Source organism: Paenibacillus sp. P2(2022) (genome assembly GCF_029522175.1).
Taxonomy (GTDB): Bacteria; Bacillota; Bacilli; order Paenibacillales; family Paenibacillaceae; genus Paenibacillus; species Paenibacillus polymyxa.
In genome coordinates this window covers 266504-290307 of record NZ_JAKWFI010000003.1, presented here as the reverse complement: position 1 = coordinate 290307, position 23804 = coordinate 266504, and the positions used below count along the sequence as shown (strand labels likewise).

Sequence of the window (23804 nt, the reverse complement as noted above, 5' to 3'; positions counted from 1 at the left end):
AAAGTGCTGTAACCTTTAAGGGGAGAATAGGAGGACTGTGTTTGGTCTTGCTTCTGTTCGCTCCATTGTTATCCGGTTGCTGGGATTCTGTGGAGTTGAACCAGCGAGCCGTAGTAGCGGGAATAGGAATTGATATGGCGGGGGAGTCAGAATATGAGGTCTCCCTGCAGGTGATCGTGGCAGATGAAATCGCTGGAGCCAAAGCGAGAGGAGATACCCCTGTCGTTTTGTATCGGGAAAAGGGCAAAAGTCTGTTTCAAGCGATTCGCAAAGCTTCACAGAGGATCCCACGGACTATTTCTTTGGCGCATGCCAGATTGGTCGTCATCGGAGAAAAGCTGGCACGGCATGGAATTGGCGATACGCTGGATTTTCTGGAAAGGTATACGGAAACCCGTCTGACGATGAAAATGCTGATAGCACGCGGTGAAACTGGAAAGGATGTACTGGCAACCATGACTGCGATCGGCCGCATTCCCGCTAATGATATTTCAGGAAAGCTGGAATTATCTCAAAATTTGTACGCTGGGGATTACGCGGTGAGTGTCGATGATGTCATTCGCAGCATGTCCAGTAAAGGGAGTGGTCCTGTGCTTACGGGCGTAGAGGTGAGCGGCAATTTGGAGCAGGCCTCACGGAAGGACAATGTGGACAATGTCTTACCGGAAGCAGTTGTTCACATTAATGGGATGGGAGTATTCCAAAAAGATCGTCTTGTCCGCTGGTTGGACGATGGCCAAGCAGTTGGACTGTCTTTGATTAATAACAAAGTGAAAAGTGCGGAAACAACAATGAGTTGTGATAAGAAAGGGGAAACCGTTAGTATTGAAACCTTGTTCTCTAAAACCCATATAGACAGTCAGATGGAGCGAGGGGAGCCTGTTTTTGTAATTCATTTGAAGCAGACCGGAGCAATACAGGAAGCTGAATGTTCCATTAACCTGAAAAGTTCAGAGGTTATCAAACGATTGCAGGAGCAATGGGCAGAGGAAACGAAACGCGTCATTTTATCAACCGTCAAAGAGGTTCAGCGTACTGGCAGCGATGTGTTCGGCTTAGGTCTTGCACTTGAGAGGAGATACCCAAAACAATGGAAAAGGCTCTCTTCCGATTGGAGCCGTTATTTTGCAGAAAGCACCGTTCGTGTTCAGGTGACTTCGGTATTGAAGCATACACAGTCGCGAACCAACCCGTACTCAAGGGGAGAAGCCGACTAGTGAAATCAGGAAGGGGGGAAGGCGATGAAGAAGACACAGATAAGTTCAAAAGAAATGATCTCTCTCATGGTGCTGTTTGAATTGGGCACATCCATGATGTCTATTCCCGGAAGGGATGCGGGTAAGGATGCATGGATCGCCATCCTCATTTCCACGATTGTTGGGGCAGTGCTTTTTGTATGCTATGGCAGCCTGCACCGACGTTTTCCTGATTTGCTTATGACACAATACTGCAGAGCTCTTTTGGGCAAGAAAGCAGGGAGCGCGCTTGCTTTTTTATATATCGTGTTTTTTCTCTACGGCGGAGCACGGGATCTTAGGGACACGGGGATCCTGATTGCTGACCGTACACTTCAGCATACGCCGTTGACAGTCATCTGTGGCTTAATGGTTGTACTTGTCATGTATGTGGTGTATTTGGGAATTGAGGTTGCAGGCCGGACGGCCGTTATCATGTTGATTTTGCTACTGCTGCTGGGTCTCGCTACTAATATGTTGATTTTGTTGGCAGGCATTGTGGATGTGGGCAATATATTGCCCATAGCCGAGCATGGCTGGCAGCGGATATGGCAAGTAGTTTATTCGCAGGCCGTAATGCTACCGTACGGCGAGATGGTTACGTTTGCGATGATTCTTCCCACCTTAAAAAAAGGCTATCGTGCCAATGGGGTAGGGGTCTCTGCTATATTGTTTGGAGGGCTACTCCTGTCTGTTGTTACGCTGTCCAATGTACTTGTACTAGGAGAGGACGTGTTCAGACGGGCTACTTACCCTTTGCTCTCTATGATCAGCAAGGTCGAAATATCTGATTTTATCGACAGAGTCGATGTGATCGGCGTGATGAGCGTTATAATTTTTGATTTTTTCAAAATCTTCATCTTTTATTATGCCGCAGTTAAAGCGGCAGAGGATGTATTGAGAATATCCTACCATAAACTGATTCTGCCATTTGGGCTGATCATGTTAGTCTCTTGTGTATTAATGGCACTGGGTTATCAAGATCACCTTGAAACAGGCGAGTTTGTACTGAAATGGCTGTTTCCGATATTTTCCGTGTTTTTTCCACTCTTACTTCTAATTGTATCGTGGCTGAAAAAGACCCGGAATAAAAAAATAGAGGAGAATGCCCCATGAGTCATCGTCTTGCCAATAAAACATACATCAGTACCGGACAAATGCTCATTCTGATGTTCCATTTTATTCTAGGAAATGCAGTCATTATTAATATGGATAGTGAATATGAAAGGAATACTTGGATTGCTCAGACTATTGCTATGCTGGTCGGAATGGTATTGTTCCGGATGTACACCTACACGGCAGAGAGATTCCCCGGCCAAATGTTGACTACCTATGCTCGTCAATTGGTAGGGAATAAGGGTGGAACGGCAATAGGGGTACTGTACATTCTGTTTTTTTTGTATTTGACCAGTAGAAATTTACGTGATGAGACTGAACTGGTTCGTGTGTCTGTACTGGAAAAAACACCGAGCCTAGTCGTGGCTTTTCTGATGATTCTCTGTGCAATCTATGTCCTCTGGCTTGGCTTTGAAGTACTGGCCCGTACGGGACAGGTGTTTTTTGTAGTAATCCTCATCGTTATGCTTTTGGGAAATACATTATTGCTCTTATCGGGCAGTGTTCATCTTGAAGAACTGATGCCCGTCATGAGTAAGGGTTTTAAACCTGTACTCATGTCAGCCCTAAGGGATCGTTTGGCTTTTCCTTTTGGTGAGCTGATTTGTTTTATGATGTTTGTCCCTTCTGTAAAAAGGCCTTCACAGATCACCAAAGCTGGATATATAAGTATTTTAGCTGGAGGCACTATTTTAGTTGAAGTTGCAATATTAAATGTAACTGTGCTGGGGACCGATATAACAGAGCGTTCTATTTTTCCATTATTAAGTACATTCCAGAACGTGCAGCTTTCGGAATATGTGCAGCGTCCAGATGTTATTGTACTGATGTCCATTATTATCGGAGACTTTTTTAAAGTGGCCTTGTTTTCTTATGCAGCAGTGTTGGGGATATCGGATATATTTGGTTTACCGTACCGAAAAGTGCTCTTACCTTGCGGTATTATTGTTTTACTATGGTCACAGATAGGGGCAACAAACCTGAGTGAGCACTTTGAATTTGGACGACTGTCCCTCATCTATGTTCATCCATTATTTGTTTACGTTATTCCTTGTTTGTTCTTTCTGCTGGCTCTCTTGCGGAGAAGCAGAGGAAGAAGCTGAAACTTTGAGGAAACGTGACCATTGTGAGAACAGGAAGCGAAATGCATTTCCTATTGGCTTTTTGCCTACATTTATAAGGAGCACCATGAGCATTCCCACCAGCACAATATATTCTGATGGTCGCATCGTGCGAAAAGCCAATGAAACAGGCTCCCAAGGATGATGAACACCAAAAAGCCACTTTACCGACACACTTGTCCCAAGCATTAGCAGCATAAAAAGTATGAATATCCAAAGTGTTTTCATCAAACATCCCTCCATGAGCTGAATGTATATCATGTATACATTGTGTTGCAAAGCGGCACAATTTATCCGATCTCATTGACTTGAAATAAATTAAGATTTATACTTATTCTAAATTAATTTTTATTGTGATTATAAGTTTGTAATAAATATAATCTGCGTTGGTTAAGGGAGATGCGGTATGAGAACTTTAAATTTAACTTCGCAGCGCCAAGCGGTATATGATGTGGTCCGTGAGGCTCACGATCATCCTACTGCTGCCGATGTTATGAATCGGCTGATGGAGCGCGGATATAATCTGGCCTATGGAACGGTCTATAATTCATTACGTTATTTAACGGATAAGGAATTAATCCGTGAGCTGAAACTAGGGGAAGCTGCTAGTCGTTATGATGGTCGGATGGACGATCATCAGCATATTATTTGTCAGGTATGCGGCCGAGTAGATGAAGTGATGAGTGAAGTCCCACACGATTGGATTGATACGGTTGCGCATGAAACGGGATATACGATTGCCCATGCCCATGTCGTATTCGGAGGAGTGTGTAAGGAATGTCAAAGCAAGCGAATCAAGTAACGAATCGTATTAAAGTGGCTGACATGCCTAGACGGGTGAAGGGCAGTTGGACATCAATGTTGTCTAACCCGTCTACACCTGCGGTGCAGACCGTTCCTTCTAATGAACCTTTGTATTGTCCGACCACGCGTCGCATCATCCTGATCAGTTCCGTACCGGGTGTAGTCCACGGTGTGGTGCGTACGTTGTCAGATGCGTGTTTTGACGTAATGGTCTTCCATCGCTGGGAGCCTGAAGTGCAGCGTCATTTGGGGAGCGACCTCTTGATTTACGATTTGACCGCCACTGATCCACGGCGTGAATTGCTGAGTATCCGCAATGATCTTGAGCATGAATATATGAAAGACACACCAGTCATGTATGTGGTTCAGGATCGGATGTCTTTACGTGCGCATGAGCTGCTTCCTTCGGAAGAGGTACTGATATGGCCACTAGCATCCAACCAAATGGTGCATGACATTGAGCGGATGATTGTGCGTCATCCGGTGATTTCCCGCCAGGCAGCGCAAACCAGTCAGCGTACGGTGTTCAAGGATATCTGGATTGACCGTGATAAAATGTTGGTATATAAGGAAGAGAATCTATTGAATCTAACCAAAACAGAATACGATTTGCTATTGAAGCTGATAGATTCTCAAGGAAAAGTGATCTCGCGCGAGCAAATGATGCATGATATCTGGGAAACCGATTTTGTCGGCGGCAGCAATGTTGTAGATGTGCATGTCAAAAGTTTGCGCAAGAAGCTGGACGATCGACCTGCGGAGCCTGAATATATAGCAACCGTAAGAGGTGTAGGATACAGATTGGCAGATTAAACGGAAAGTTATGAATATCGATAAATTCCGCCGGATGGATACCATTCGGCGGTTTGTATACGGTGCCTAAAGCTGACACTAGGTGTGACAGTTGACTTTATCAGGATACATACACTACAATCGGTAGTGTGAGGTGCTTCTTATGAAACGACTGAATTTTAAAGCTGGCGAAACCGGGCTTAACCGATTTTTCGGGCCTCTGGAAGCCAAAATCATGGATATTTTATGGTCCACTTCGGATCGGAGTATCAAAGAAGTGCAGACCGCATTGGAGGGGGATCGGGACTTTAACTTCAATACGGTAATGACCGTGATGAACCGTTTAGTGGAAAAGGGGATTTTGAGCAAAAGTATAAGCGGGAGAACGTCCTTATACCGTCCTGTTTTAAGCAGAGAAGAGTTCATGGATGAGCAATCCAAAGAGCTGAGTCACGAACTTGTGGATGAATTTGGTCCGCTTGCTGTCAACCATATGATTGATGCTCTGGAAGTAGCTGACCCGATTTTGATCGAACGTTTGGAACAAAAAATTAAACAATGGAAAAAGGATATGTAGACGATGTGGAAAACACGTTCTAAATTACTGTTTACAGCAGGCGCCTTGATTTCGGGTTTTGCCCTTATGCAGATGGGGATGTACGCCGGGCAGCATGTTTTCGGCTGGAAATTGAATTTTAACGTGTTTCAAATTTGCAGAAGTTTGTTGCAGCACTACGGAATCGGCTACATGGTGGATGCGCTCAGTGGACTGGTTTTTGTAACCTTCGCTATCGCCGGAGGAGAAGCAGTCAGACAGTGCATGGCTACCAGGGCGGCTTTCCGCAGACTGCATCGAATGCGCGACCTGCCGTTGACCGAAGCACTGGGTGAGCGATATCGCGAACTCGGGACCGATCGAATTTGGGTCATTGATTATGCCAAGCCTGCTGCCTTCACCATGGGGTTATGGAAGCCGCGAATTGTATTGTCCTCTGCACTGTTGTCCGTACTGGACAAGCATGAGGAAGAAGCGGTTATATACCATGAAGCCTATCATATGAAGCATTATGATCCATTGAAGACCTGGTTCCTGCAAATGTGCGCTACACAGCTGTTTTACTTGCCGGTGCTACGTCACATTACCAACCATTACAAGACGGCCCGTGAAATCTTGGCGGACAACGAAGCGATTCATCGAGCCGGTTCACCGGTTGGAATTGGGAGCGCATTGCTCAAGCTTCTGAGTATGACACCCGCTAATGCCCGTCTGGTAAACTCCGCCGCTTGTTCCTCTTTTGCAGAGACGTCCATTAATTATCGTATCTCACGTATTCTAGACCCTCAACAAAAGCCGACCATTCAGATGCCTTGGCGTTCGATTATGTTTTCAGGCTATGTACTCGTCATGCTAACGCTTATGTTTACACTGGCGTTAATCTAGTTTGGCAATATGTATCATAGAAGGTGGCGCCTTGTGCGCTACCGGTTCTTGATATGTATAACACTACATTTTGTAGTGTTGATTATCTAATCCGTATACAACTTAAAGGAGATGAGCTTATGAATCAAACGCTTGCGAATATTGGATTGTTATTGGTACGAATTTTTACAGGAGTTATTTTTATCGTTCACGGTGCACAAAAGTTTCAGGGACTAGACGGAACCTCCGGATTCTTCCAGAGCCTCGGACTCCCTGGCTGGATGGCCCCTGTGGTCGCTACGGTTGAGTTGGTTGGAGGGATTGCACTGGTTCTGGGTATCGGAACACGACTGGCTGGAGCGGCATTGACCATCGTAATGATCGGTGTATTGCTGACTGCAAAAAAAGGACAGCCTTTTGGCTCGATTGAATTTGATCTCCTGATTTTGTTCACCAGTCTTCAGCAAGCCCTTGTCGGTGGGCGTTTTCTGGCGGTGGATCAGTTGTTTGGCCGTAAAAAGGCTGAAAATAGTAACGTACAGGTCTAAATGTTCATATTACCGCATCCTTAGTCTCATAGGATGCGGTTTTTGTTTTGCTCTTTTATGAAAATTCTTTGTAAATGATTTGCTACTTTCTGCCGATATAACTTCCATGGAATGTAATGAAATAATATCGCTTTTTGAGCAAAGGGGAAGAAAGATACATGGCAACAACGCGAAAAAGAAAGACCATATGGACACTCAGGAACAAGTTGATTTTAGGCTTTTTACTTGTTTTGCTGATTCCAAGTTTAAGTATTTCCATTGCAACCTATGAATCATCATATAATGCTATGGAAAAACAGCTTTACAGCAGTGCAAATCAGGGGGTAACGACGGCTAACTCCGTGATTGAATATGCAATCGCCAGTAAAATTGAAGATGTGCGATATTTGGCGGAACGCCTCGACGGTTCGATGATTGATGGTCGAAATAGCCCCTTGATTGAGCCCAAGTTGATCCAATACAAGGGCTTGCACGAAGATGCTACAGATATTTTTGTCGGTACACCAGAGGGCTTGATGATCCGGGGGGTGCCTAAGGAGGATGAAGGAACATTTGACCCTCGCACACGACCATGGTACATAGAAGCGATGAAGCAGCCCGGTAAGGTTGCAATTACGCCTGTTATCATCAATTCATCGGGTATTCCTGTTGTTGTAGTATCTCAGACGCTTTCCGACCAGTCTGGCGTGATCGGGATCTCTCTGAATCTGGAAAGTGTACGTAAACTGGCCTCCATCAAAGTGGGCCAAGAGGGGTATATCATCATTTTGGATCATTCGAAGAAATTCGTGGTCCATCCTACGGCTAAAGCGGGTTCATCTCCTCAGGAGAATTCGCTTGATAAGTTGTATACTGCGCCGAGCGGGAATTTTAAATATATGCATGAAGGTCGCGAAAAATATTTGACTTATGTAACGAATGAGGATACCGGCTGGAAAATTGCAGGTACCTTCTATCAATCCGAGATTAACGATGCCACCGCTGCCATGCGTTATGTAACTATTTTCGTGCTGGCTGCCTCGTTGGTAATGGCGCTTATCGCGATTTTCCTAATTACCCGTTCTGTTCTGGTACCGATTCGTAAGCTGCAAAAATCAGCAGAACGAATCAGCGAAGGAGATTTGACGGGTGATTTGGAAACTGGAAAAACAGATGAGGTAGGTGAACTGTCTGCTCACTTTCAAACCATGGTGGATAGTTTGCGCACGATGATTCGAAGCGTACGCGAAACGACAGATCGGGTAAGTTCTTCAGCGGAGGAGCTGGCTGCTGGTGCAGATCAGACGACCCAAGCTATTGAGCATGTTACTATTGCTATTCAGGAAGTGGCTGTAGGCAGCGAACGTCAGTTACAAAGCGTCAAGCATGGCTCTGTGAGTATGGAGGGACTGGCTCAGCAAGCAGCGGATGTATCCGAGCGTATGGTGGGTGTATCTGAACATGTGAAGATGAACGCCGAGTCGGCTCAGGAGGGCAGCAAGGCTGCTACGCAAGCTGTACAGAAAATGCATGATATCGACGAGACTGTTCATGATCTGGGACAAGCTATGGACTCCCTGAGTGAGCGCTCTGGTGAAATCGTGAATATTATCAGTGTTATATCTGGTATTGCCAAACAGACTAACTTGTTGGCATTGAATGCATCCATTGAGGCCGCACGCGCTGGGGATCATGGCAAAGGATTTGCCGTGGTGGCTACAGAGGTACGCAAGCTGGCTGAGGAATCTGCCAAATCGGCTACCTTGATTTCGGAGCGCATTGAAGCGATGCAGGTGGATATGAACCATGCTTTGGGCGCGATGCAACAAGCGCGGGCACGGGTGACGGAAGGTATTGATTCGGTAACCACATCCGAGCATTCCTTTGCGGAAATCAGTCAGGCTGTCGAACGCGCGATGGGGCATATCCATGATATTACCGGAGTGACTCAGGAAATGGCACGGGGGACTGTAGGCGTCGCAGATATTATGAGCGATATTTCCCACATCTCGGACGAGGCAGCGAGCAACACCGAGTCGATCTCAGCGGCGGCTGAGCAACAGCTGGCTTCCATCGAGGAAATTGCTTCATCCACAGCAGACCTGAGCCAAATGGCAGAGGAGCTGCGCGAACTGGTTGGACGTTTCCAGGTTGAAAAAAAATCCTGAAATGATAAAAAGCGCCCGGATACCGGAGGTTATATTCCGTATCCAGGCGCTTTTTTTGATGTTTTATCATAACTTTGGTTCGCAGGGTTAGAAGTCACCGTTGAACGACTTGCGGCGATTCAGACGGAAACGGGCACCCCGTGAGCTGTTGGACGGACGCAGAGAGCTTCTCTGAAACATATTGTTCAGAATCAGTGCGAAAATGACCAGTACAGTCCCGTACAGTTCAAAACGGCTAATGGCATAGCCTTGGAAATACATTAGTACCAGCGTGGTAATCGGTACAAAATTAATAAATAGAATACCGTTTAGCGGAGACAGCTTGCGGATTCCGGCATTCCAACTCAGCAAGGCCGCTAGCCCTGGAAGCAGGATCATAAAGCTCATTTCGTATTTGACTGACCATACGTGCTGCCAATCCGGCACTGCAATCCAGTTGAAAGCAGAGGCAAAGGTCACGACTACAAAAGAAACCAGAGTTCCAAGCAGGCAGGTCAAGGTTGAATATCGAAGAGTAGACCACCCTGCAAAATGACTGCCTCCCATGGAATATACGACCCAACCGACGACACCCACGAAAATAAGCAGCAGCGCCAATAGATGTTGCCCGGCAAGCGTGAAAAAGGTCCATTTGCCGTTCGTGATAACCAGTAATGCCCCAGCCAGCGCAATCAACATGCTGATTAATGTATATTTTGGAGGCATTTTACGGGTCATGATCCACACCATCGCAATGGAGATCATCGGCATTAGCACTTCCATAATAGCAGCTACAAGGGTACCTGCTGCCCCCATCGCGTGCTGTCCCTGGAAAACGGCCATATTATAAATGGTAAATCCCATAGTTCCGAAGAACAATAACACCTTGCCCTTGCCCTCAAAGCGAAATGCAGTCCGTCCCTCTTTGAGCCACAATAGCACTATTAATATGAGTGTAACCGATAAATAGCGCAAAAATGAAAAGTACAGTGGATTAATATGCTGTAATGCAATGTGCGAAACCGGAAACATCGCCCCCCAGGACATACTGGCGATCAGGCATAGTAAAGATCCGGTCATGATCTGTTTGTTCATGGTGTACAAAAGCTCCTCCTTGCCGGTCTTAGCGGACATATCTTATGGACACATCATAAAGGATAGGAAGCTGTTGGTAAAATGATTGAAAATAAACATTATGATCATTTAAAATGATGATAAGTGACAAGGCGCGTCAATTTTGGTGGTCCTTGCCCTTCACAATAAGGGGGAACAGTAGTGGATCTGAACGATTTAAACATTTTCCAGACGGTGGCTGCACATGGCAGTGTCAGCAAGGCTGCAGCCGAGCTTAGCTACGTCCAGTCCAATGTAACGGCCAGAATCAAGCTGCTGGAAAAGGAACTGCAGACGCCTTTATTTTATAGACATAAGCGGGGGATGATCCTCAATGCTGAGGGCAAGCGTCTGCTGGAATATACGAAAAGCATTTTATCGCAATTTGAGGAAATGAAGCATGCGTTTCAGAACACCTCTACACCTTCAGGGGTGCTGGAGATTGGTATCGTGGAGACTGTCATTGCCCTTCCGGCCATTTTACATGCTTACTACAGTAAGTACCCGGATGTCGAGTTGTCCCTCAAGGCCGGGGTTACGGAATCACTGGTGCAGGAGGTTGCAGAAATGCGACTGGATGGAGCCTTTGTAACCGGACCAGTCAAGCATCCGCTCATTGAACAGTTTGATGTATTTCAGGAAAAGCTGGTCCTCGTATCTCAAGGAAATGACTTTTCGGTTGACGATTTTACAACTCGTCCGCTCCTGGTATATAAAAAAGGCTGCGGATATCGGGGAAGACTGGAAACCTGGCTCAAAATGGAGGGGATTATCCCCAAGCGGATCATGGAGTTTGGGACATTTGAGACGATTATCGGCAGTGTAGCGGCAGGCATTGGAATGACCGTCTTCCCCGAATCCTCGATCAGCGGGCTGGTGGCTCAAGGTCTTGTGTGCGGTCATGCCATCCCTGAGCCTTACAATGAAGTGACAACGGTGTTTATCCGCCGTAAGGAGGCCTTCGTTACCAGTACCTTGCAGTCTTTTATAGATGAGATTACCACTCAGACAGAAGCGTAGCTTTATGGCTCGGGCTCGGGTACAATGAGAGGGATTTGATCTCATTGTTCATCCTTGAAGGAGGGCTATTATGTTTACAATATATCCGGCTGCTTCCCGATTCAGCTTCGATAAGGGATGGCTGCGGGGGAGCCACAGCTTTTCATTCGCGGAGTATCAGGATGAGAACAATACAGCGTTTGGTCCTATGCGTGTCTGTAATGACGATGTCATCGCACCGGGCCGGGGCTTTGGGGCGCATCCGCACAGCGATATGGAGATTGTCTCCATTGTGCTGTATGGGGAGCTGCGTCATGAAGACAACCGTGGACATGTGGCGGTGACCCGTTTTGGAGGCATTCAGCGAATGTCAGCGGGGCACGGCATCATTCATACGGAGCACAACGCTTCGCAAACCGAGGATGTGAGTCTGCTGCAACTGTGGTTTAGTCCGCACACGAGAGGATTGCAACCTTCCTATGAGACTACAACGTTCAATACGGAACGTCTGCAAGGTCAACTCCTGCCTGTCGTTGCTGGAAAGCGTGTACCCGGCACGGAGGGTGAAATAGCTTCAATCAATCAGGATTTAACGATTTATTTAAGCAAGCTTCAGCCCGGGGAACAAGTAGAATTTACACAGGCCGAGGGTCGGCGCGTGTTCCTGTTCGTCATCGAGGGCTCACTGCGTGTCAACGGTGAACATCTTCTGCAAGAGCGAGATTCTGCTCGCATAGAGGAGGAGCCGAAGCTATCACTGAGGGCAGAGGATTCTGTTTTTTATATGTTGATTGATTTGCCCTAAAAGGAGGTGCGCACAATGGCGCAGCAGGAAACATGGCTGATCAAGCATGCCGTCACAGGGCGAAGCTTTGCTGACAGCCGCAAGCAGCGTTTCGATTGTCGTTTGGAATCGGCGGACGGCGTGTTTCGCTTCACGCTTCAAGAGTTGCCGAGTGAGGCAGCGGAGGCGATTGTGCGTTTCAGCGAGGAGCTGAACGTATTTCGTTTTGTAACACCCGCAGACGGCGGATTCGTGGTAAAGCATTGGTATTACGTCACCCCGGAAAGTGTACAATATCATGCTCAGATCGGTGAGCTTACGTTCGAAGCCGGTTCTGAGATTGAATACCATCCCGAGGAGTATTGGGGAGATTAAATCTTCTTGATCATAAATGTTCGGATGTATAATTGATTTTCGAAGGCTCTGCATCATTGCAGGGTCTTTTTGTTATGAGTTCAAGATATGGTGAGTTCATTGGATACATAATCCTTTGCAGGCCGGTACATCCTATATGTCATATTAACTGATCGGTTTATTCGTAAAGGGGGGACTAACGATGAAGAAAGGGCGCTTTCCCAAGCTGCCAAAGCTACCGTGGAGCCGGAGAGCGGTTCCAGCCGCTGAACGCAAAACACGAAATGCTCGTGTGCCCAAAGGGCTGCCTGAGTCTTCATGGCTGGAAGAGCCACTGCGCAGCAGTCTGGAAGACAATAGGGTCGCAATGCGTGATATTTTCAAGGAATGCTCTGATATCGTCTACCGAGAGCTCATGATTTCCCCTGAACGAAAAGGGTTGCTGGCATATTTCGAAGGTACGGTAAAATCAGAGGATTTGCAGGATCATATTCTGCGGCCTGTCATCTTGGGCATGATGCTCAAGGACCCTGAAGTGAACGGCAAATTGGAGCCGCTGGATGAGACTCGTATTTCCATGTCCCAGACCAAAACGATGGACGAATGGAAGCAGGTATCGGCAGCGATACTGGACGGCAATGCCGCTCTGTTCGTAGATGGAACGGCTCGTGCTTATATTTTCAGCGCCAAGGGAGGCGTCCGCCGTGGCGTGGAGGAGCCGCAGACCGAGGCTGTTATTCGCGGGCCACGTGAGGGCTTCACTGAGACGCTTCGCGTGAATACGGCACTGCTACGATTCAAGCTGAAGACCTCCAAGCTCAAGATGCACAGCATGACCCTCGGAACAGAAACTCAAACGAGCGTCGTCCTTACCTATGTTGAAGGGATCATAGATCCGAAGCTGGTGGAAGATGTTAAAAAGCGCCTCAGCGATATTAAAATTGATGGTGTTCTGGAGACTGGATATATTGAGGAACTGATTGAGGATCACCCATATTCACCGTTTCCGCAAATGGAATACACCGAACGTCCCGATACCGTCACCGCGCAATTACTGGAAGGACGGTTTGCCATTTTTGTGGACGGCACGCCTTTTGCCCTGATTGGACCAGTCACGATGTGGCAAATGATGCAAGCGAGCGAAGATTATTACGAGCGCTTCTTCATCAGTAATATGGTGCGCTGGATTCGTTTTCTTTTTCTCATCATGGCTCTCTTTCTGCCAGCATTATATGTAGCGGTGACGACCTATCATCATGATATGCTGCCGACGACACTCATATTGAGTATTGCGGCGGCTCGGGAATCCATCCCTTTTCCAGCCCTGGTGGAAGCATTGATGATGGAAATTTCCTTTGAGGCGCTGCGAGAAGCTGGGATTCGTCTCCCCAAAACGGTTGGTCAGGCTGTCAGTATCCTTGGGGCGCTCGTTATTGGTCAGGCCGCAGTACAGGCAGGAATCGTATCGGCGCCAATAGTTATTGTTGTGTCGCTCACAGGTATTGCCTCGTTTACCATACCGCGTTTTAATTTTGCGATTACGGTTCGTCTGCTGCGATTTCCAATCATGCTGATGGCTGGTTTATTTGGCTTGTTTGGCATCATTATTGCGACAACGCTAATTGCTACGCACCTAACCAAGCTAACATCGTTTGGTGTCCCTTATATGAGTGGATATAGCCCGTACAACCATATGGATCAAAAGGATATTATCGTCCGTGCACCTTGGTGGAAAATGACCAAACGTCCTTCATGGATTGGTAAGGACAACAACAAACGAGCGAAGAAAGAGATGAACGGATCGCCTAAAACCGAGGAGGGATGGTGATGAAGTCCACATCAAATACACAGCAAATACGTAAAGCAGCTGTACTTTGTTGTCTACTGCTTTGTTCTGTTCTTTTGGGAGGATGTTGGGATCGCCGTGAAGTGAATGATGTGGCCTTTGTGATGGGTACCGGACTGGATAAGGAAGGCGATCAATACCGGGTAACGATGCAAATTGCTCTGCCCGGACAGCTCGGATCTTCGGGTAGCACAGGAGGAGGGGGAGGTACCAGTGGTACGAAGTCCTACTACCTGGAGTCCAAAACAGGTCCAAGCTTCCGGGGAGCAAGTACTGAGGAACAGCGAGAGGTTTCGCGAACACTGAATTACTCTCATCGACGGGTGCTGCTGTTCGGGGAGACGCTGGCACGAGAAGGGATTAGCAAAATGATGGATGTCATTGCACGTATTCCGCAGAACCGCCTGTCTTCCCTTGTTGTTATTACAAAGGGGTCAGCGATGGAAATGCTTCAGGCAGATGCTCCGATTGAGCAATATCCAGCGGAAATGGTGCGTGAGCTCAACTTTTCCTATATGAAGAAACCTCGTTCCGTTAAATTGCTGATGAATTCCGTCCTGCTGGAAGGCATTGATCCGGTAGTGCCGGTAATGTCTCTGGTGAAGAATGGGCCTGATAGTCTTAAAGACAAGAAGACAAATATTCAGGTCGATGGACTGGCTGTCTTTCGACAAGACAGGTTAACAGGGGTTATTGATAATCACCTCAGTCGGTTTCTGCTGTTGGGTATGGAGCAAGCCAAGGAAACAGAAATTTTTATCCCCCCTCCCAAAGGTAGAGGTTACATATCTGTGCATCTCATCGAAAATAAAGTCCATATCGAGCCCTTTATTCGGGGGGACGAGATTCGAATGACGGTTCATATGAACTGCAATGGGAATGTGAAGGAAAATGAGACGAGCTTCGATATTTCCAGAGAGGAGAATTTGAAGTGGCTGGAGCAGCAGACGGTCGAGGAGATCAAGAGGGAGCTGGGAGAGGCTGTCAAGGAAATTCAGCAAAAGTATCATTCAGACGTGCTTGGCCTGGGCCGGGCTATTATTACCAATCACCCGGATGAGTGGAAACGGATTAAACCTCAGTGGGCGCAATTGTATCCCAAGGTGGAGGTTACCATAGATCCGGTCGTGCATATTGAGAATATCGGTGCGGTCACCAAACCATTCGGGGTCAAAAAGGAGCAAATCCAGAATGAATAAAGTATTTCTATTACCTTTATTGCTGGCTATGCTCTTCATGTATCTGATTGACCGTAAACGTATTAGCAATGCACCTGCCGTCAATCGCTGGGTCTCCCGCGTACTGTATGTCATTAGCATTGGTATCTGGATTTACGGCACATCGACGAAGAGCACTGTTTATGTGGCTACTTGGCTGACCCGATTTATTGACATGTGGCTCCCCACCGCGTTGTAAATCGTGTAATGGATGCCTGCGGGCAAAAGGAGGATGTACCTGCATGAAACAGTTCACAACCAGACAAATTGTGCTGTTTAGTGTATTGATGGAGGTCGGTATTACCCTTATACATGCTCCGGCGCAGGCAGCAGATCACGCGAATCAGCATGCCTACTGGACCTGTATAATTGCAGCCATTGTGCTCTGCTTGCCGATCTGGGCGATGTTGAAACTCAAACGCCGTTTCCCTGATCAGGATCTGATGCAGGCGATGGTAAGCTCTCACCCTGTGTCGGGGCGTGTGCTGCTTGCAATTTACTTTATTTTATTTCTGATCATTTTTGCGCGGGATTTGAGGATTATTACCGATTTGGTGGAGGTGGTTCTTTTGCCGCTGACTCCAATTGTGGTCGTATCTCTTATTGTGCTATTGACTATGGCATTTATGGTTAAAGGTGGAATAAGTACCCTTGTCAATATGACCGAGATTTTTGTACCGTTGTTGATTGTGACGTTGTTGACTATGCCGCTTTTTTTTGGACGTAATATGGATTTTTCGATGCTGAGACCCTATTTACATCCGGAAGTAGATGGAGTTATTAAAGGCAGTTGGCGGATGCTAGGTTATATGGCCGATATCATGATGGTTCCCTTTGTGATTTCTGGGAAGAGCTATAATGGACGTAGTGCGTGGTTGGGGCATTTACTCGGAACCGCTATTATAATCATGCTGGTGTTGCTGTCGGAGTTGGTGATTGGAGTTCCTATCTTGTCACGACTGTTTTATCCATCGTATGAACTGGTGCGTCAGTTGCAACTAACGGACTTCCTGGATCGGTTCGACTTGTTCGTGGCAGCACTGACCGTACCAGCCTTTCTTACGAAGATTGGAATTGATCTGTACGTTACCAGTTTGGCGGTAAAGCGCATGTTTGCCCATGTCTGGGGGAGTCTGATGGTTTGGCCCTTAGGTTTGTTAGGTTATGTCTGTTCGTTTATGCTGTTCTCCAACATCGTACAAATTTATGATTTCAGCCGGGAATGGACTGCGGTGATGGTCATCTTTTTTGTATTCATGCCCTTCTTGCTGTGGATGTTGCTCCGACCCAAATTTAAAGGGAGAGGTGATGATAACTCATCATCTGGCAGGGAGAGGGATAGAAGTGATCAGAAAGAAGGCCAGCAGGAAAGCCAGCAGGAAAGCGAAACAGGACACGCCCACTTATAAGATTACTGTATTTATCGAAAAAGTAATTCTTATTTGTCTTTTGCCTCTCTGATTGTATACTTGGTAGAAAGAAATACGACATCTACAAGGGAGGCAACAGCATGGCACAACGCATGGCAGGTAAGAGAGTCGCTCTTGCCGGTCCCCGTAAAGCAGAAGAAATGGCGTTGCTAGTTATGAAGATGGGGGGCGAGCCAGTAGAACGCCCGGCCCAGGGGACTGTTTTTCTGGATGATATCGAGCTGCGCAACGCTGTTGTATCGTGGGTGAAGAACCCTCCGGACTGGTACATCTTCACGACAGGTATGGGACTGGATGCTCTGTTCGATATGGCAGAGGATATGGGCGTGGCCGAGCAGATTATAGAGTTGCTGCAATCCTCCAACATTGCAGCACGGGGCTACAAGACGGTCAATGGACTCAAAAAGCGCGGCTTTACGCCAGCAGTACGGGACGAGGACGGAAGTTTGATCGGATTGACACGGGCTTTTGCCCCATATGATCTGAAGGGGAAGGAAGTACTGTTGCAACTGCATGGAGACCCGGCCCCCCGGTTGGTAGAGTGGCTGGATGAGCAAGGCGCAGTGACCCGCCAAGTACTTCCTTATAAGCATATCCCACCTGAAGAAGCAAAATTGCAGGCGCTACTAGATGATGTTATAAACCGTACGATTGATGCCGTTACGTTCACGAGTGGTCCGCAAATTCGATTTTTGGCCCAATATGCCAGAGAGCAAAATCGAATGGAGGATTTACTGGAAGCTTTTCGTGAAGATGTCATTGCTGTATCGGTAGGCAAGGTAACTGCACAATCCATTTTGGAAGAAGGGATTGAACGAGTCGTATTTCCAACTGAAGAGCGCATGGGTGCGATGATGGTGGAGCTGGGCAAATATTTTGAACATAGCGATTCGGTGCATGGCTGTGGTCTGAAGAGCGTGAACGGTCATTTGAAATGAGCTAGAACTGATAAAAGCAGTAAGCTAAAAATGAACTTATATTTACTAATACAGAGTAAAATAGAGATAAGGGCCTACGAGGTCTTTATCTTTTTTTGTTGGACATGCATCGCAAAGTTTTTTGTTATAGCGAAAATATTTATCTAATATAATGAATAAGTTTCGATGCATGATATTGAGGACAGGAGCTGAGACGTTTATGAATTCTATTTGTGTATTTGCAGGGTCCAGACCTGGACATTCATCGGTATATGTTGAGGCGGCAGGCAAGCTGGGTGAAGCTATGGCTCGCCAGCATATCCGTTTAATTTATGGTGGCTCCAGCAGAGGGCTGATGGGTAAGGTGGCGGATGGACTGTTGGCGGGTGACGGTCAGGTCACCGGCATTATGCCCACCCTGTTATTCGATGCAGAGATCATTCATCGGGGAGTTACCGAATTTATTGAGGTAGCAAGCATGCATGAACGTAAAGCGGCGATGAGCGAGATGGCCGATGCGTTTATAGCCCTTCCGGGAGGCTTGGGAACCTTTGAGGAACTGTTCGAGGTATTGTGCTGGGCGCAAATCGGTATACATCGCAAGCCCATTGGGCTGCTGAATGTGAATGGATATTTTGACCCGTTGGTAGAAATGGTACGTCATAGCGTGCAGGAAGGGTTTACCGGAGCTGATCATCCAGCGCTACTGAGTATATCTGCGGACCCGGATGAACTGCTGCATATGTTGAAAAATAAAGCAGAGAACTTGAAATAAAGCTTTTTTCGTGCTTGCACAACTGATTGAGGCAAGGTTATGATAAGACCCATAATCAAATAGCGGACAGACAAGGTGCCTTTGCGGTTGAGCAAAGGGTAACAGGGAATCGGGTGCAAGTCCCGAGCGGTCCCGCCACTGTAAGGAAGAGGGTTCTTTTAAATGGTCACTCGTACAAAACGGGGAAGACGAGAGAATCCGTTGATGCCAAGCCAGGAGACCTACCTTGATCTGTATGCACCGTTAACCTTCGCGGAGAGGATGGGTGTACGAAATCAGGAAATCAGGCACACGTTGCTTTTTCCATGTTGGTTACAGGTTTGCGTGGATATGAACGTGCAGCAGCGTTTGAAGCGTAAACAAAACAGATGGAAAACAACGGCAGATAGGAGGAAGACAAGAACTGTCTTCTTACGCTGTTTCGTCTGGTAAGAGAGATACGTACATAGGAACCCCATCCGGGCAGGATGGGTTTTTTTTGAGTTAAAGGATGCCACAAATTATTGAAATAGATAGTATAGCTGCCCTGAAAAGGATGATAGGAGGAGCACGATGAGCCCATTAGGAAAATTGCTGGTGATTGGATTTGGACCAGGAGATATGGAACATATCACAAAACGGGCGTTGGATGCGCTGGCCGAAAGTGAGGTCATTATCGGCTACAATACCTACGTTGATTTGATTCGTCCGTTGTTGAACGGACAGGAGATTGTACGCACAGGGATGACAGAAGAAGTGAGCCGTGCGCAGGAGGCGGTTCGCCAAGCAGAGATGGGTAAGAAGGTAGCCGTCATTTCTAGTGGAGATGCTGGGGTCTATGGCATGGCAGGGCTGGTGTACGAAGTGCTGATGCAAAAAGGCTGGCGTCGCGAGGACGGGGTTGAGGTAGAAGTTGTGCCGGGGATCTCGGCTATTCAATCCTGTGCTTCGTTGTTGGGAGCGCCGGTTATGCATGATGCTTGCACAATCAGTCTGAGTGATCATCTGACCCCGTGGGAAACGATCGTGAAGCGTGTAGAAGCTGCGGCTTCGGCTGATTTTGTGATTGCCTTATACAACCCGCGCAGTGGTCGACGTACCCGCCAGATTGTGGAGACGCAGTCCATTTTGCTCCGTTACCGTGATTCGCAAACTCCAGTTGGACTGGTGAAGAGTGCTTATCGTGAACGTCAGCAGGTTATTGTAACGACGCTGGAAGATATGCTGAACCATGATATCGGGATGCTGACGACCGTAATCATCGGCAATTCCTCGACGACAGTGTATGACGGGTTAATCGTGACTCCGCGCGGCTATCAGCGCAAATACACGCTGGACGCGACCGAGCAAGTGCTCAAACCGCATCAGCGGCTTCGCACGGAAGCGGAGCCGTGGTCGCTGGGCGCGCAAGAGGATCGCGCGCTGGATACACCGCAGGGAGGCGGAGCTCTGACTGCGCCTCCCGAGCCTTCCGCGAGCAGCGCTGCGGTTGCCACGCAGGCACGCCCGCAAGCGATGGCTACCGTGCAGGCTGCGCCCGCGAAGCCAACCGGAGCGGCTCCAGCATCGCTGGCAGCAGAGGCACTAAGCCGCCTAGCTGTCGGCGGCAAGCTGCCGGGCGAAGCCAATGCTCGCTGGAGCGGGCAAGCGCCTACCGCCCAGAGCGCCGTCGGAACGGCAACGGTGGCTACGACTGGGAAGGCGTCAGGCGGCTTTGGTAAGCCTGCGCTGTTTGAGGTGGGGGTTTCCCCTGGCGTGGGAAACAAGAAGTTCACTGCTCGGCAGATGGCATTGCTCGCCGAGGTAGCGGGTGATGATGGCGAGCTGGAATACACGCCAGATCATCAGATCGTGCTGCGCGTGCCGTGCGCAGACCCCGAGGAACTGGTCGGACGGCTTCGGGATGAACGATTCATTGTCATGCCGATCGGCGATGTGTTTAAGGTGAAGGCATGCGACTTCTGCAATATGGAGAAAGATGATGCGGTGCCTGTGGCTGAGCATCTACAGGTTGTACTTGGCGGATTACAGGCACCCAAGGAAACGAGTATTGCTTTGAATGGATGCGGCATGGCTTGCTATGGAGCGGTGATGGAGGATATCGGAATCGTCTATCGCAAGGGAGGATACGATCTGTTTCTCGGCGGCAAAAAATTTGGCCGTAATGCTCATGCCGCTCAGCCCGTAGCGGAAGGGATTCCGGGTGATCAGATTACAGATATCGTGGAGAACATTATTGCTGAATATAAGGAAAAAGGACATCCGAACGAGCGTTTTCATAAATTCTTCAAACGTGTAGGCATCGTTGCGGGTTTCCGGCATGAAGATGCACCAGCAACAGTAGAAGTGAACGCGGTTTGTGGTGATTAAGTGGGTTGGTAGGCTTGATGAACAGGATACAAGCATATATATAAAATAGGGCGTCATGTAGGCTATCCCTATCAATGAGGAGGAAAACACAGCAGTGGATGCAATATTGTTGGTTGGACATGGAAGTCGGGACCCAGAGGGTAATCAGGAACTACTGGAATTTGCGCAAGCGGTGGCAGATCGGGCGCCAGGTACGTGTGTAGAAACCTGTTTTCTGGAGTTGGCACGCCCAAGTATTGCCGAAGGAGTACAGGCGTGTGTGGACAAAGGGGCGACACGTGTCGTTTTTATTCCGATTATTTTGTTCGCAGCAGTGCATGCCAAAATTGATATTCCGAAGGCAATCGACCGGGCAAAGGCAAAATACCCGCAGGTGGAATTTGTATACGGACGTCCGATTGGCGTTCACGAAAAAATCGTTAGCATACTGCTAAACCGCTTGAAAGAGGCACGCCCTGTTGCAGTTCCAGCAGGGATGAATAGCGCTGTAGAGGCATCTACCGAGGTATCTGACGAAGAAACAGCGGTACTTGTATTAGGACGCGGAAGCAGCGATCCAGATGCGAACAGTGACTTTTTCAAAATCACTCGTATGCTGTGGGAGAAGCTTTCTTATACGTGGGTAGAAAGCAGCTTTATCGGTGTGACGCAGCCTTCTTTTCCCGATGGCCTAGAGCGTTGTGTACGATTGGGGGCCAAAAAGATTATCGTGCTTCCGTATTTTCTATTCACGGGTGTGCTGATTAAGCGCATTGGAGAAATGACTCAGGAATTCGCCGAGGCTCACCCTGCATTACAAGTGGAAATGGGCCGATATTTTGGCTTCCATCCTCAATTAGTTGAGCTGGTGCTGGAGCGAGCTAACGAAGGTTTGTTCGGCAAGGTTACGGCTAATTGCGATAACTGCCAGTTCCGTCTGGAAGCGCAGGAGCATCACCATCATCACCACGATCATGATCACGACCATGACCACGATCACCATCACGACCATGATCACGACCATGACCACGATCACCATCACGACCATGATCATGACCATGATCATGACCATCACCACCATCATGCACATGAGCATGATCACCATCACGAGCACCATACACACAGCCACGCTCACGATCATGAGCATGTCCATGCTCACAGCCATGACGACCATGATCACCATCACGATCATTCACATGCGCCGTCTGTAGTGAATGTAACCGGGCAGGTGAATGGCTCATGATTTTTATGCTATGCGGAACGAGCGATGCAAGGGAATTGGCGCTGCAAATCCGTGACACCGGCTTTAACGTATTAACTTCGGTCGTAACCGAAAGCGCGGCGGCCAGCTTGTCCGAAGCAGGGCTGGACGTACGTACAGGCCGAATGACAGCCAATGAAATGGGTGCAATGATTCGGGAGAAGGGGATACAGGCCGTTGTTGATGCCAGTCATCCTTTTGCAGAAGAAGCACATGCGAATGCGATGACAGCTGCTCGCGAGTCTGGAGTTCCTTATATTCGCTACGAGCGGACGGGACTGGTGTATGACAATCATCCATTGCTCCATATTGTGTCTTCTTATGAAGAGGCCGCATTAATTGCTAAGCAACTCAAAGGCTCTGTCATGCTTACGACGGGCAGTAAGACGCTCGGCACATTCACCAAGCATCTACTCGGAGACCCGGAGATTCGTCTGGTTGCACGTATGTTGCCGCGCCTCGACAATATGGAGAAATGCGGCGAACTGGGGATGGAGCAAAAAAATATTATTGCCATGCAGGGGCCCTTTTCCCGTGAGATGAACGAAGCATTGTACAAGCACTTTGGTACAACCGTGATGGTCACCAAGGAAAGCGGACGCACGGGAGCAGTGGATGAGAAGGTTCAATCTGCTCTGGATCTGGGTATTCACGTCATTTTGATTTCCAGACCGGAAGTAGAGTTTGGTACGGTATTTGATCATTTCGACGGAGTAATTGATACATTGCGCACTGCAACAGGGAAGATTTCCATTTGAGTTGGTTCAAGTCCCTACGGGTTCAGTTAATCCATAACGACTGCTGGCATGTATCTAAAATATAGTCATCTTAAAATGCGTGTTTTAATAGAAATATCTGTTGTTTTAATACACGAGCAGTTATTTTTCCTAAACTAATTTTCCATAAGGGAGTGGGTCGATACCATGGACTTTAAAACAGACTTTAAACCGCTAACGGTACAGCCGCAGGAGATTGAGGGTAAAAGCTTCGCAATGATTACAGAAGAATTGGGAGAGCATCCATTTACAGCTGAACAATATCCTGTCGTACAGCGTGTCATTCATGCATCTGCTGATTTTGAGTTGGGCCGCAGCATGGTATTTCATCCAAAAGCCATTGAAGCCGGAATTGCAGCTATTCGCGCAGGACAGCCGGTGGTGGCAGATGTGCAGATGATTCAGGCGGGGTTGAGCAAGGATCGCATCCGTCAATTTGGCGGGGATGTTCATGTGTACATATCTGACCCGGACGTGATGGAAGAAGCCAAAAGGCTGAACACGACACGTGCCATTATTTCGATGCGCAAAGCGATTCAGGCGGGCGAAGGTGGAATCTATGCGATTGGTAATGCGCCGACAGCGTTGCTGGAGCTGATTCGTCTGGTGAAAGAAGGAGCGGCTAAGCCTGGACTAGTGATTGGTATGCCCGTAGGTTTTGTATCGGCGGCAGAATCCAAGGACGAGCTACGCAAGCTGGATATTCCGTTCATTACGAATATTGGACGCAAGGGCGGCAGCACGATTGTCGTAGCAGCATTGAATGCAATCTCCTTAATGGCTGTCCGCTAGATGCGGTTGTCCGTTTGCTGTATCATGAAATGAATTAGAGCATGATCAGC

General features: G+C 47.9%; 24 protein-coding genes and 1 riboswitch. Of the genes, 22 read left to right on the top strand and 2 right to left on the bottom strand.

Going from position 1 to position 23804, the window contains the following annotated elements:
- Window positions 1-41: 41 nt before the first annotated feature.
- The 3 genes from MMB75_RS13080 to MMB75_RS13070 are packed head-to-tail and all read left to right on the top strand — an operon-like array spanning window position 42 to window position 3454.
- Window positions 42-1217: a Ger(x)C family spore germination protein gene (locus MMB75_RS13080; protein WP_031462397.1), complete on the top strand. Its 1176-nt coding sequence runs from the start codon at window positions 42-44 to the stop codon at window positions 1215-1217.
- A 24-nt stretch (window positions 1218-1241) separates the two neighbouring features.
- Complete coding sequence (locus MMB75_RS13075) at window positions 1242-2351, top strand: GerAB/ArcD/ProY family transporter (protein WP_277507924.1); 1110 nt, start codon at window positions 1242-1244, stop codon at window positions 2349-2351.
- On the top strand, window positions 2348-3454 hold the full coding sequence (locus MMB75_RS13070) for a GerAB/ArcD/ProY family transporter (protein WP_017428586.1): 1107 nt from the start codon (window positions 2348-2350) through the stop codon (window positions 3452-3454). The genes MMB75_RS13075 and MMB75_RS13070 overlap by 4 nt, the downstream gene beginning before the upstream one ends.
- Here MMB75_RS13070 and MMB75_RS26250 read toward each other — a convergent pair.
- Entirely contained in the window at window positions 3383-3700 is a 318-nt protein-coding gene (locus tag MMB75_RS26250; RefSeq protein ID WP_481857105.1) for a YczF family membrane protein, read from the bottom strand. The two genes, MMB75_RS13070 and MMB75_RS26250, sit on opposite strands and share 72 nt — an antisense overlap.
- 178 nt (window positions 3701-3878) lie before the next feature.
- On the opposite strand from MMB75_RS26250, the gene MMB75_RS13065 reads away from it, so the two are divergent.
- The 6 genes from MMB75_RS13065 (at window position 3879) to MMB75_RS13040 (ending at window position 9183) form a co-directional block, all read left to right on the top strand.
- Window positions 3879-4274 (top strand): Fur family transcriptional regulator, encoded by a 396-nt coding sequence (locus MMB75_RS13065; RefSeq protein ID WP_013373543.1) that lies wholly within the window; start codon window positions 3879-3881, stop codon window positions 4272-4274.
- The gene (locus tag MMB75_RS13060; protein WP_277507923.1) at window positions 4250-5089 is read left to right on the top strand and encodes a response regulator transcription factor; all 840 of its coding nucleotides are present in this window, start codon (window positions 4250-4252) and stop codon (window positions 5087-5089) included. Before MMB75_RS13065 ends, MMB75_RS13060 begins: the two co-directional genes overlap by 25 nt.
- A gap of 142 nt (window positions 5090-5231) precedes the next feature.
- Window positions 5232-5645 (top strand): BlaI/MecI/CopY family transcriptional regulator, encoded by a 414-nt coding sequence (locus tag MMB75_RS13055; protein WP_277507922.1) that lies wholly within the window; start codon window positions 5232-5234, stop codon window positions 5643-5645.
- A 3-nt stretch (window positions 5646-5648) separates the two neighbouring features.
- Window positions 5649-6509: a M56 family metallopeptidase gene (locus MMB75_RS13050; RefSeq protein WP_250247965.1), complete on the top strand. Its 861-nt coding sequence runs from the start codon at window positions 5649-5651 to the stop codon at window positions 6507-6509.
- A gap of 119 nt (window positions 6510-6628) precedes the next feature.
- Window positions 6629-7036, top strand: a complete 408-nt coding sequence (locus MMB75_RS13045) for a DoxX family protein (RefSeq protein WP_013373539.1) — start codon at window positions 6629-6631, stop codon at window positions 7034-7036.
- Between the two features lie 158 nt (window positions 7037-7194).
- The gene (locus MMB75_RS13040; protein WP_277507921.1) at window positions 7195-9183 is read left to right on the top strand and encodes a methyl-accepting chemotaxis protein; all 1989 of its coding nucleotides are present in this window, start codon (window positions 7195-7197) and stop codon (window positions 9181-9183) included.
- 87 nt (window positions 9184-9270) lie between these two features.
- Here MMB75_RS13040 and MMB75_RS13035 read toward each other — a convergent pair whose 3' ends face one another.
- Window positions 9271-10257 (bottom strand): DMT family transporter, encoded by a 987-nt coding sequence (locus MMB75_RS13035; RefSeq protein WP_025366067.1) that lies wholly within the window; start codon window positions 10255-10257, stop codon window positions 9271-9273.
- 180 nt (window positions 10258-10437) lie between these two features.
- Between MMB75_RS13035 and MMB75_RS13030 the strand changes: the two genes are divergently transcribed.
- The 13 genes from MMB75_RS13030 to MMB75_RS12970 all read left to right on the top strand — a co-directional run bounded on the left by MMB75_RS13030 (window position 10438) and on the right by MMB75_RS12970 (window position 23754).
- On the top strand, window positions 10438-11295 hold the full coding sequence (locus MMB75_RS13030) for a LysR family transcriptional regulator (RefSeq protein WP_277507920.1): 858 nt from the start codon (window positions 10438-10440) through the stop codon (window positions 11293-11295).
- Between the two features lie 70 nt (window positions 11296-11365).
- A complete protein-coding gene (locus MMB75_RS13025; RefSeq protein ID WP_277507919.1) occupies window positions 11366-12079 on the top strand; it encodes a pirin family protein in 714 nt (237 codons plus the stop codon).
- 15 nt (window positions 12080-12094) lie between these two features.
- Window positions 12095-12433, top strand: coding sequence for a hypothetical protein (locus tag MMB75_RS13020; RefSeq protein WP_019688877.1), 339 nt, complete (start codon window positions 12095-12097; stop codon window positions 12431-12433).
- A 181-nt stretch (window positions 12434-12614) separates the two neighbouring features.
- Window positions 12615-14240: a spore germination protein gene (locus MMB75_RS13015; RefSeq protein ID WP_016822789.1), complete on the top strand. Its 1626-nt coding sequence runs from the start codon at window positions 12615-12617 to the stop codon at window positions 14238-14240.
- Window positions 14240-15457 (top strand): Ger(x)C family spore germination protein, encoded by a 1218-nt coding sequence (locus MMB75_RS13010; RefSeq protein ID WP_277507918.1) that lies wholly within the window; start codon window positions 14240-14242, stop codon window positions 15455-15457. The genes MMB75_RS13015 and MMB75_RS13010 overlap by 1 nt, the downstream gene beginning before the upstream one ends.
- The gene (locus tag MMB75_RS13005; RefSeq protein ID WP_013373530.1) at window positions 15450-15674 is read left to right on the top strand and encodes a hypothetical protein; all 225 of its coding nucleotides are present in this window, start codon (window positions 15450-15452) and stop codon (window positions 15672-15674) included. Before MMB75_RS13010 ends, MMB75_RS13005 begins: the two co-directional genes overlap by 8 nt.
- A gap of 43 nt (window positions 15675-15717) precedes the next feature.
- Complete coding sequence (locus MMB75_RS13000) at window positions 15718-16884, top strand: GerAB/ArcD/ProY family transporter (RefSeq protein ID WP_277507917.1); 1167 nt, start codon at window positions 15718-15720, stop codon at window positions 16882-16884.
- A 101-nt stretch (window positions 16885-16985) separates the two neighbouring features.
- Entirely contained in the window at window positions 16986-17843 is an 858-nt protein-coding gene (locus MMB75_RS12995; protein ID WP_107733779.1) for a uroporphyrinogen-III synthase, read from the top strand.
- A 199-nt stretch (window positions 17844-18042) separates the two neighbouring features.
- The gene (locus MMB75_RS12990; RefSeq protein WP_016822794.1) at window positions 18043-18597 is read left to right on the top strand and encodes an LOG family protein; all 555 of its coding nucleotides are present in this window, start codon (window positions 18043-18045) and stop codon (window positions 18595-18597) included.
- A gap of 57 nt (window positions 18598-18654) precedes the next feature.
- A riboswitch (cobalamin riboswitch) is annotated at window positions 18655-18840 on the top strand.
- A 309-nt stretch (window positions 18841-19149) separates the two neighbouring features.
- The gene (gene cobJ, locus MMB75_RS12985; RefSeq protein WP_277507916.1) at window positions 19150-20946 is read left to right on the top strand and encodes a precorrin-3B C(17)-methyltransferase; all 1797 of its coding nucleotides are present in this window, start codon (window positions 19150-19152) and stop codon (window positions 20944-20946) included.
- Between the two features lie 94 nt (window positions 20947-21040).
- Window positions 21041-22168 (top strand): sirohydrochlorin chelatase, encoded by a 1128-nt coding sequence (locus MMB75_RS12980; RefSeq protein WP_277507915.1) that lies wholly within the window; start codon window positions 21041-21043, stop codon window positions 22166-22168.
- Window positions 22165-22944 (top strand): precorrin-6A reductase, encoded by a 780-nt coding sequence (gene cobK, locus MMB75_RS12975; protein ID WP_016822798.1) that lies wholly within the window; start codon window positions 22165-22167, stop codon window positions 22942-22944. The genes MMB75_RS12980 and cobK overlap by 4 nt, the downstream gene beginning before the upstream one ends.
- Window positions 22945-23109: 165 nt before the next feature.
- Complete coding sequence (locus MMB75_RS12970; protein WP_013373522.1) at window positions 23110-23754, top strand: precorrin-8X methylmutase; 645 nt, start codon at window positions 23110-23112, stop codon at window positions 23752-23754.
- Window positions 23755-23804 lie beyond the last annotated feature (50 nt).

Coding starts and splice junctions, on each gene's coding strand:
- MMB75_RS13020 (WP_019688877.1), top strand. CDS start 12,095: ATGGCGCAGCAGGAAACATGGCTGATCAAGCATGCCGTCACAGGGCGA.
- MMB75_RS26250 (WP_481857105.1), bottom strand. CDS start 3,700: ATGAAAACACTTTGGATATTCATACTTTTTATGCTGCTAATGCTTGGG.
- MMB75_RS13055 (WP_277507922.1), top strand. CDS start 5,232: ATGAAACGACTGAATTTTAAAGCTGGCGAAACCGGGCTTAACCGATTT.
- MMB75_RS13040 (WP_277507921.1), top strand. CDS start 7,195: ATGGCAACAACGCGAAAAAGAAAGACCATATGGACACTCAGGAACAAG.
- MMB75_RS13045 (WP_013373539.1), top strand. CDS start 6,629: ATGAATCAAACGCTTGCGAATATTGGATTGTTATTGGTACGAATTTTT.
- MMB75_RS13070 (WP_017428586.1), top strand. CDS start 2,348: ATGAGTCATCGTCTTGCCAATAAAACATACATCAGTACCGGACAAATG.
- MMB75_RS13005 (WP_013373530.1), top strand. CDS start 15,450: ATGAATAAAGTATTTCTATTACCTTTATTGCTGGCTATGCTCTTCATG.
- MMB75_RS12970 (WP_013373522.1), top strand. CDS start 23,110: ATGGACTTTAAAACAGACTTTAAACCGCTAACGGTACAGCCGCAGGAG.
- MMB75_RS12995 (WP_107733779.1), top strand. CDS start 16,986: ATGGCACAACGCATGGCAGGTAAGAGAGTCGCTCTTGCCGGTCCCCGT.
- MMB75_RS13000 (WP_277507917.1), top strand. CDS start 15,718: ATGAAACAGTTCACAACCAGACAAATTGTGCTGTTTAGTGTATTGATG.
- MMB75_RS13035 (WP_025366067.1), bottom strand. CDS start 10,257: ATGAACAAACAGATCATGACCGGATCTTTACTATGCCTGATCGCCAGT.
- cobJ (WP_277507916.1), top strand. CDS start 19,150: ATGAGCCCATTAGGAAAATTGCTGGTGATTGGATTTGGACCAGGAGAT.
- MMB75_RS13015 (WP_016822789.1), top strand. CDS start 12,615: ATGAAGAAAGGGCGCTTTCCCAAGCTGCCAAAGCTACCGTGGAGCCGG.
- cobK (WP_016822798.1), top strand. CDS start 22,165: ATGATTTTTATGCTATGCGGAACGAGCGATGCAAGGGAATTGGCGCTG.
- MMB75_RS13065 (WP_013373543.1), top strand. CDS start 3,879: ATGAGAACTTTAAATTTAACTTCGCAGCGCCAAGCGGTATATGATGTG.
- MMB75_RS13075 (WP_277507924.1), top strand. CDS start 1,242: ATGAAGAAGACACAGATAAGTTCAAAAGAAATGATCTCTCTCATGGTG.
- MMB75_RS13060 (WP_277507923.1), top strand. CDS start 4,250: ATGTCAAAGCAAGCGAATCAAGTAACGAATCGTATTAAAGTGGCTGAC.
- MMB75_RS13025 (WP_277507919.1), top strand. CDS start 11,366: ATGTTTACAATATATCCGGCTGCTTCCCGATTCAGCTTCGATAAGGGA.
- MMB75_RS12990 (WP_016822794.1), top strand. CDS start 18,043: ATGAATTCTATTTGTGTATTTGCAGGGTCCAGACCTGGACATTCATCG.
- MMB75_RS13050 (WP_250247965.1), top strand. CDS start 5,649: ATGTGGAAAACACGTTCTAAATTACTGTTTACAGCAGGCGCCTTGATT.
- MMB75_RS13010 (WP_277507918.1), top strand. CDS start 14,240: ATGAAGTCCACATCAAATACACAGCAAATACGTAAAGCAGCTGTACTT.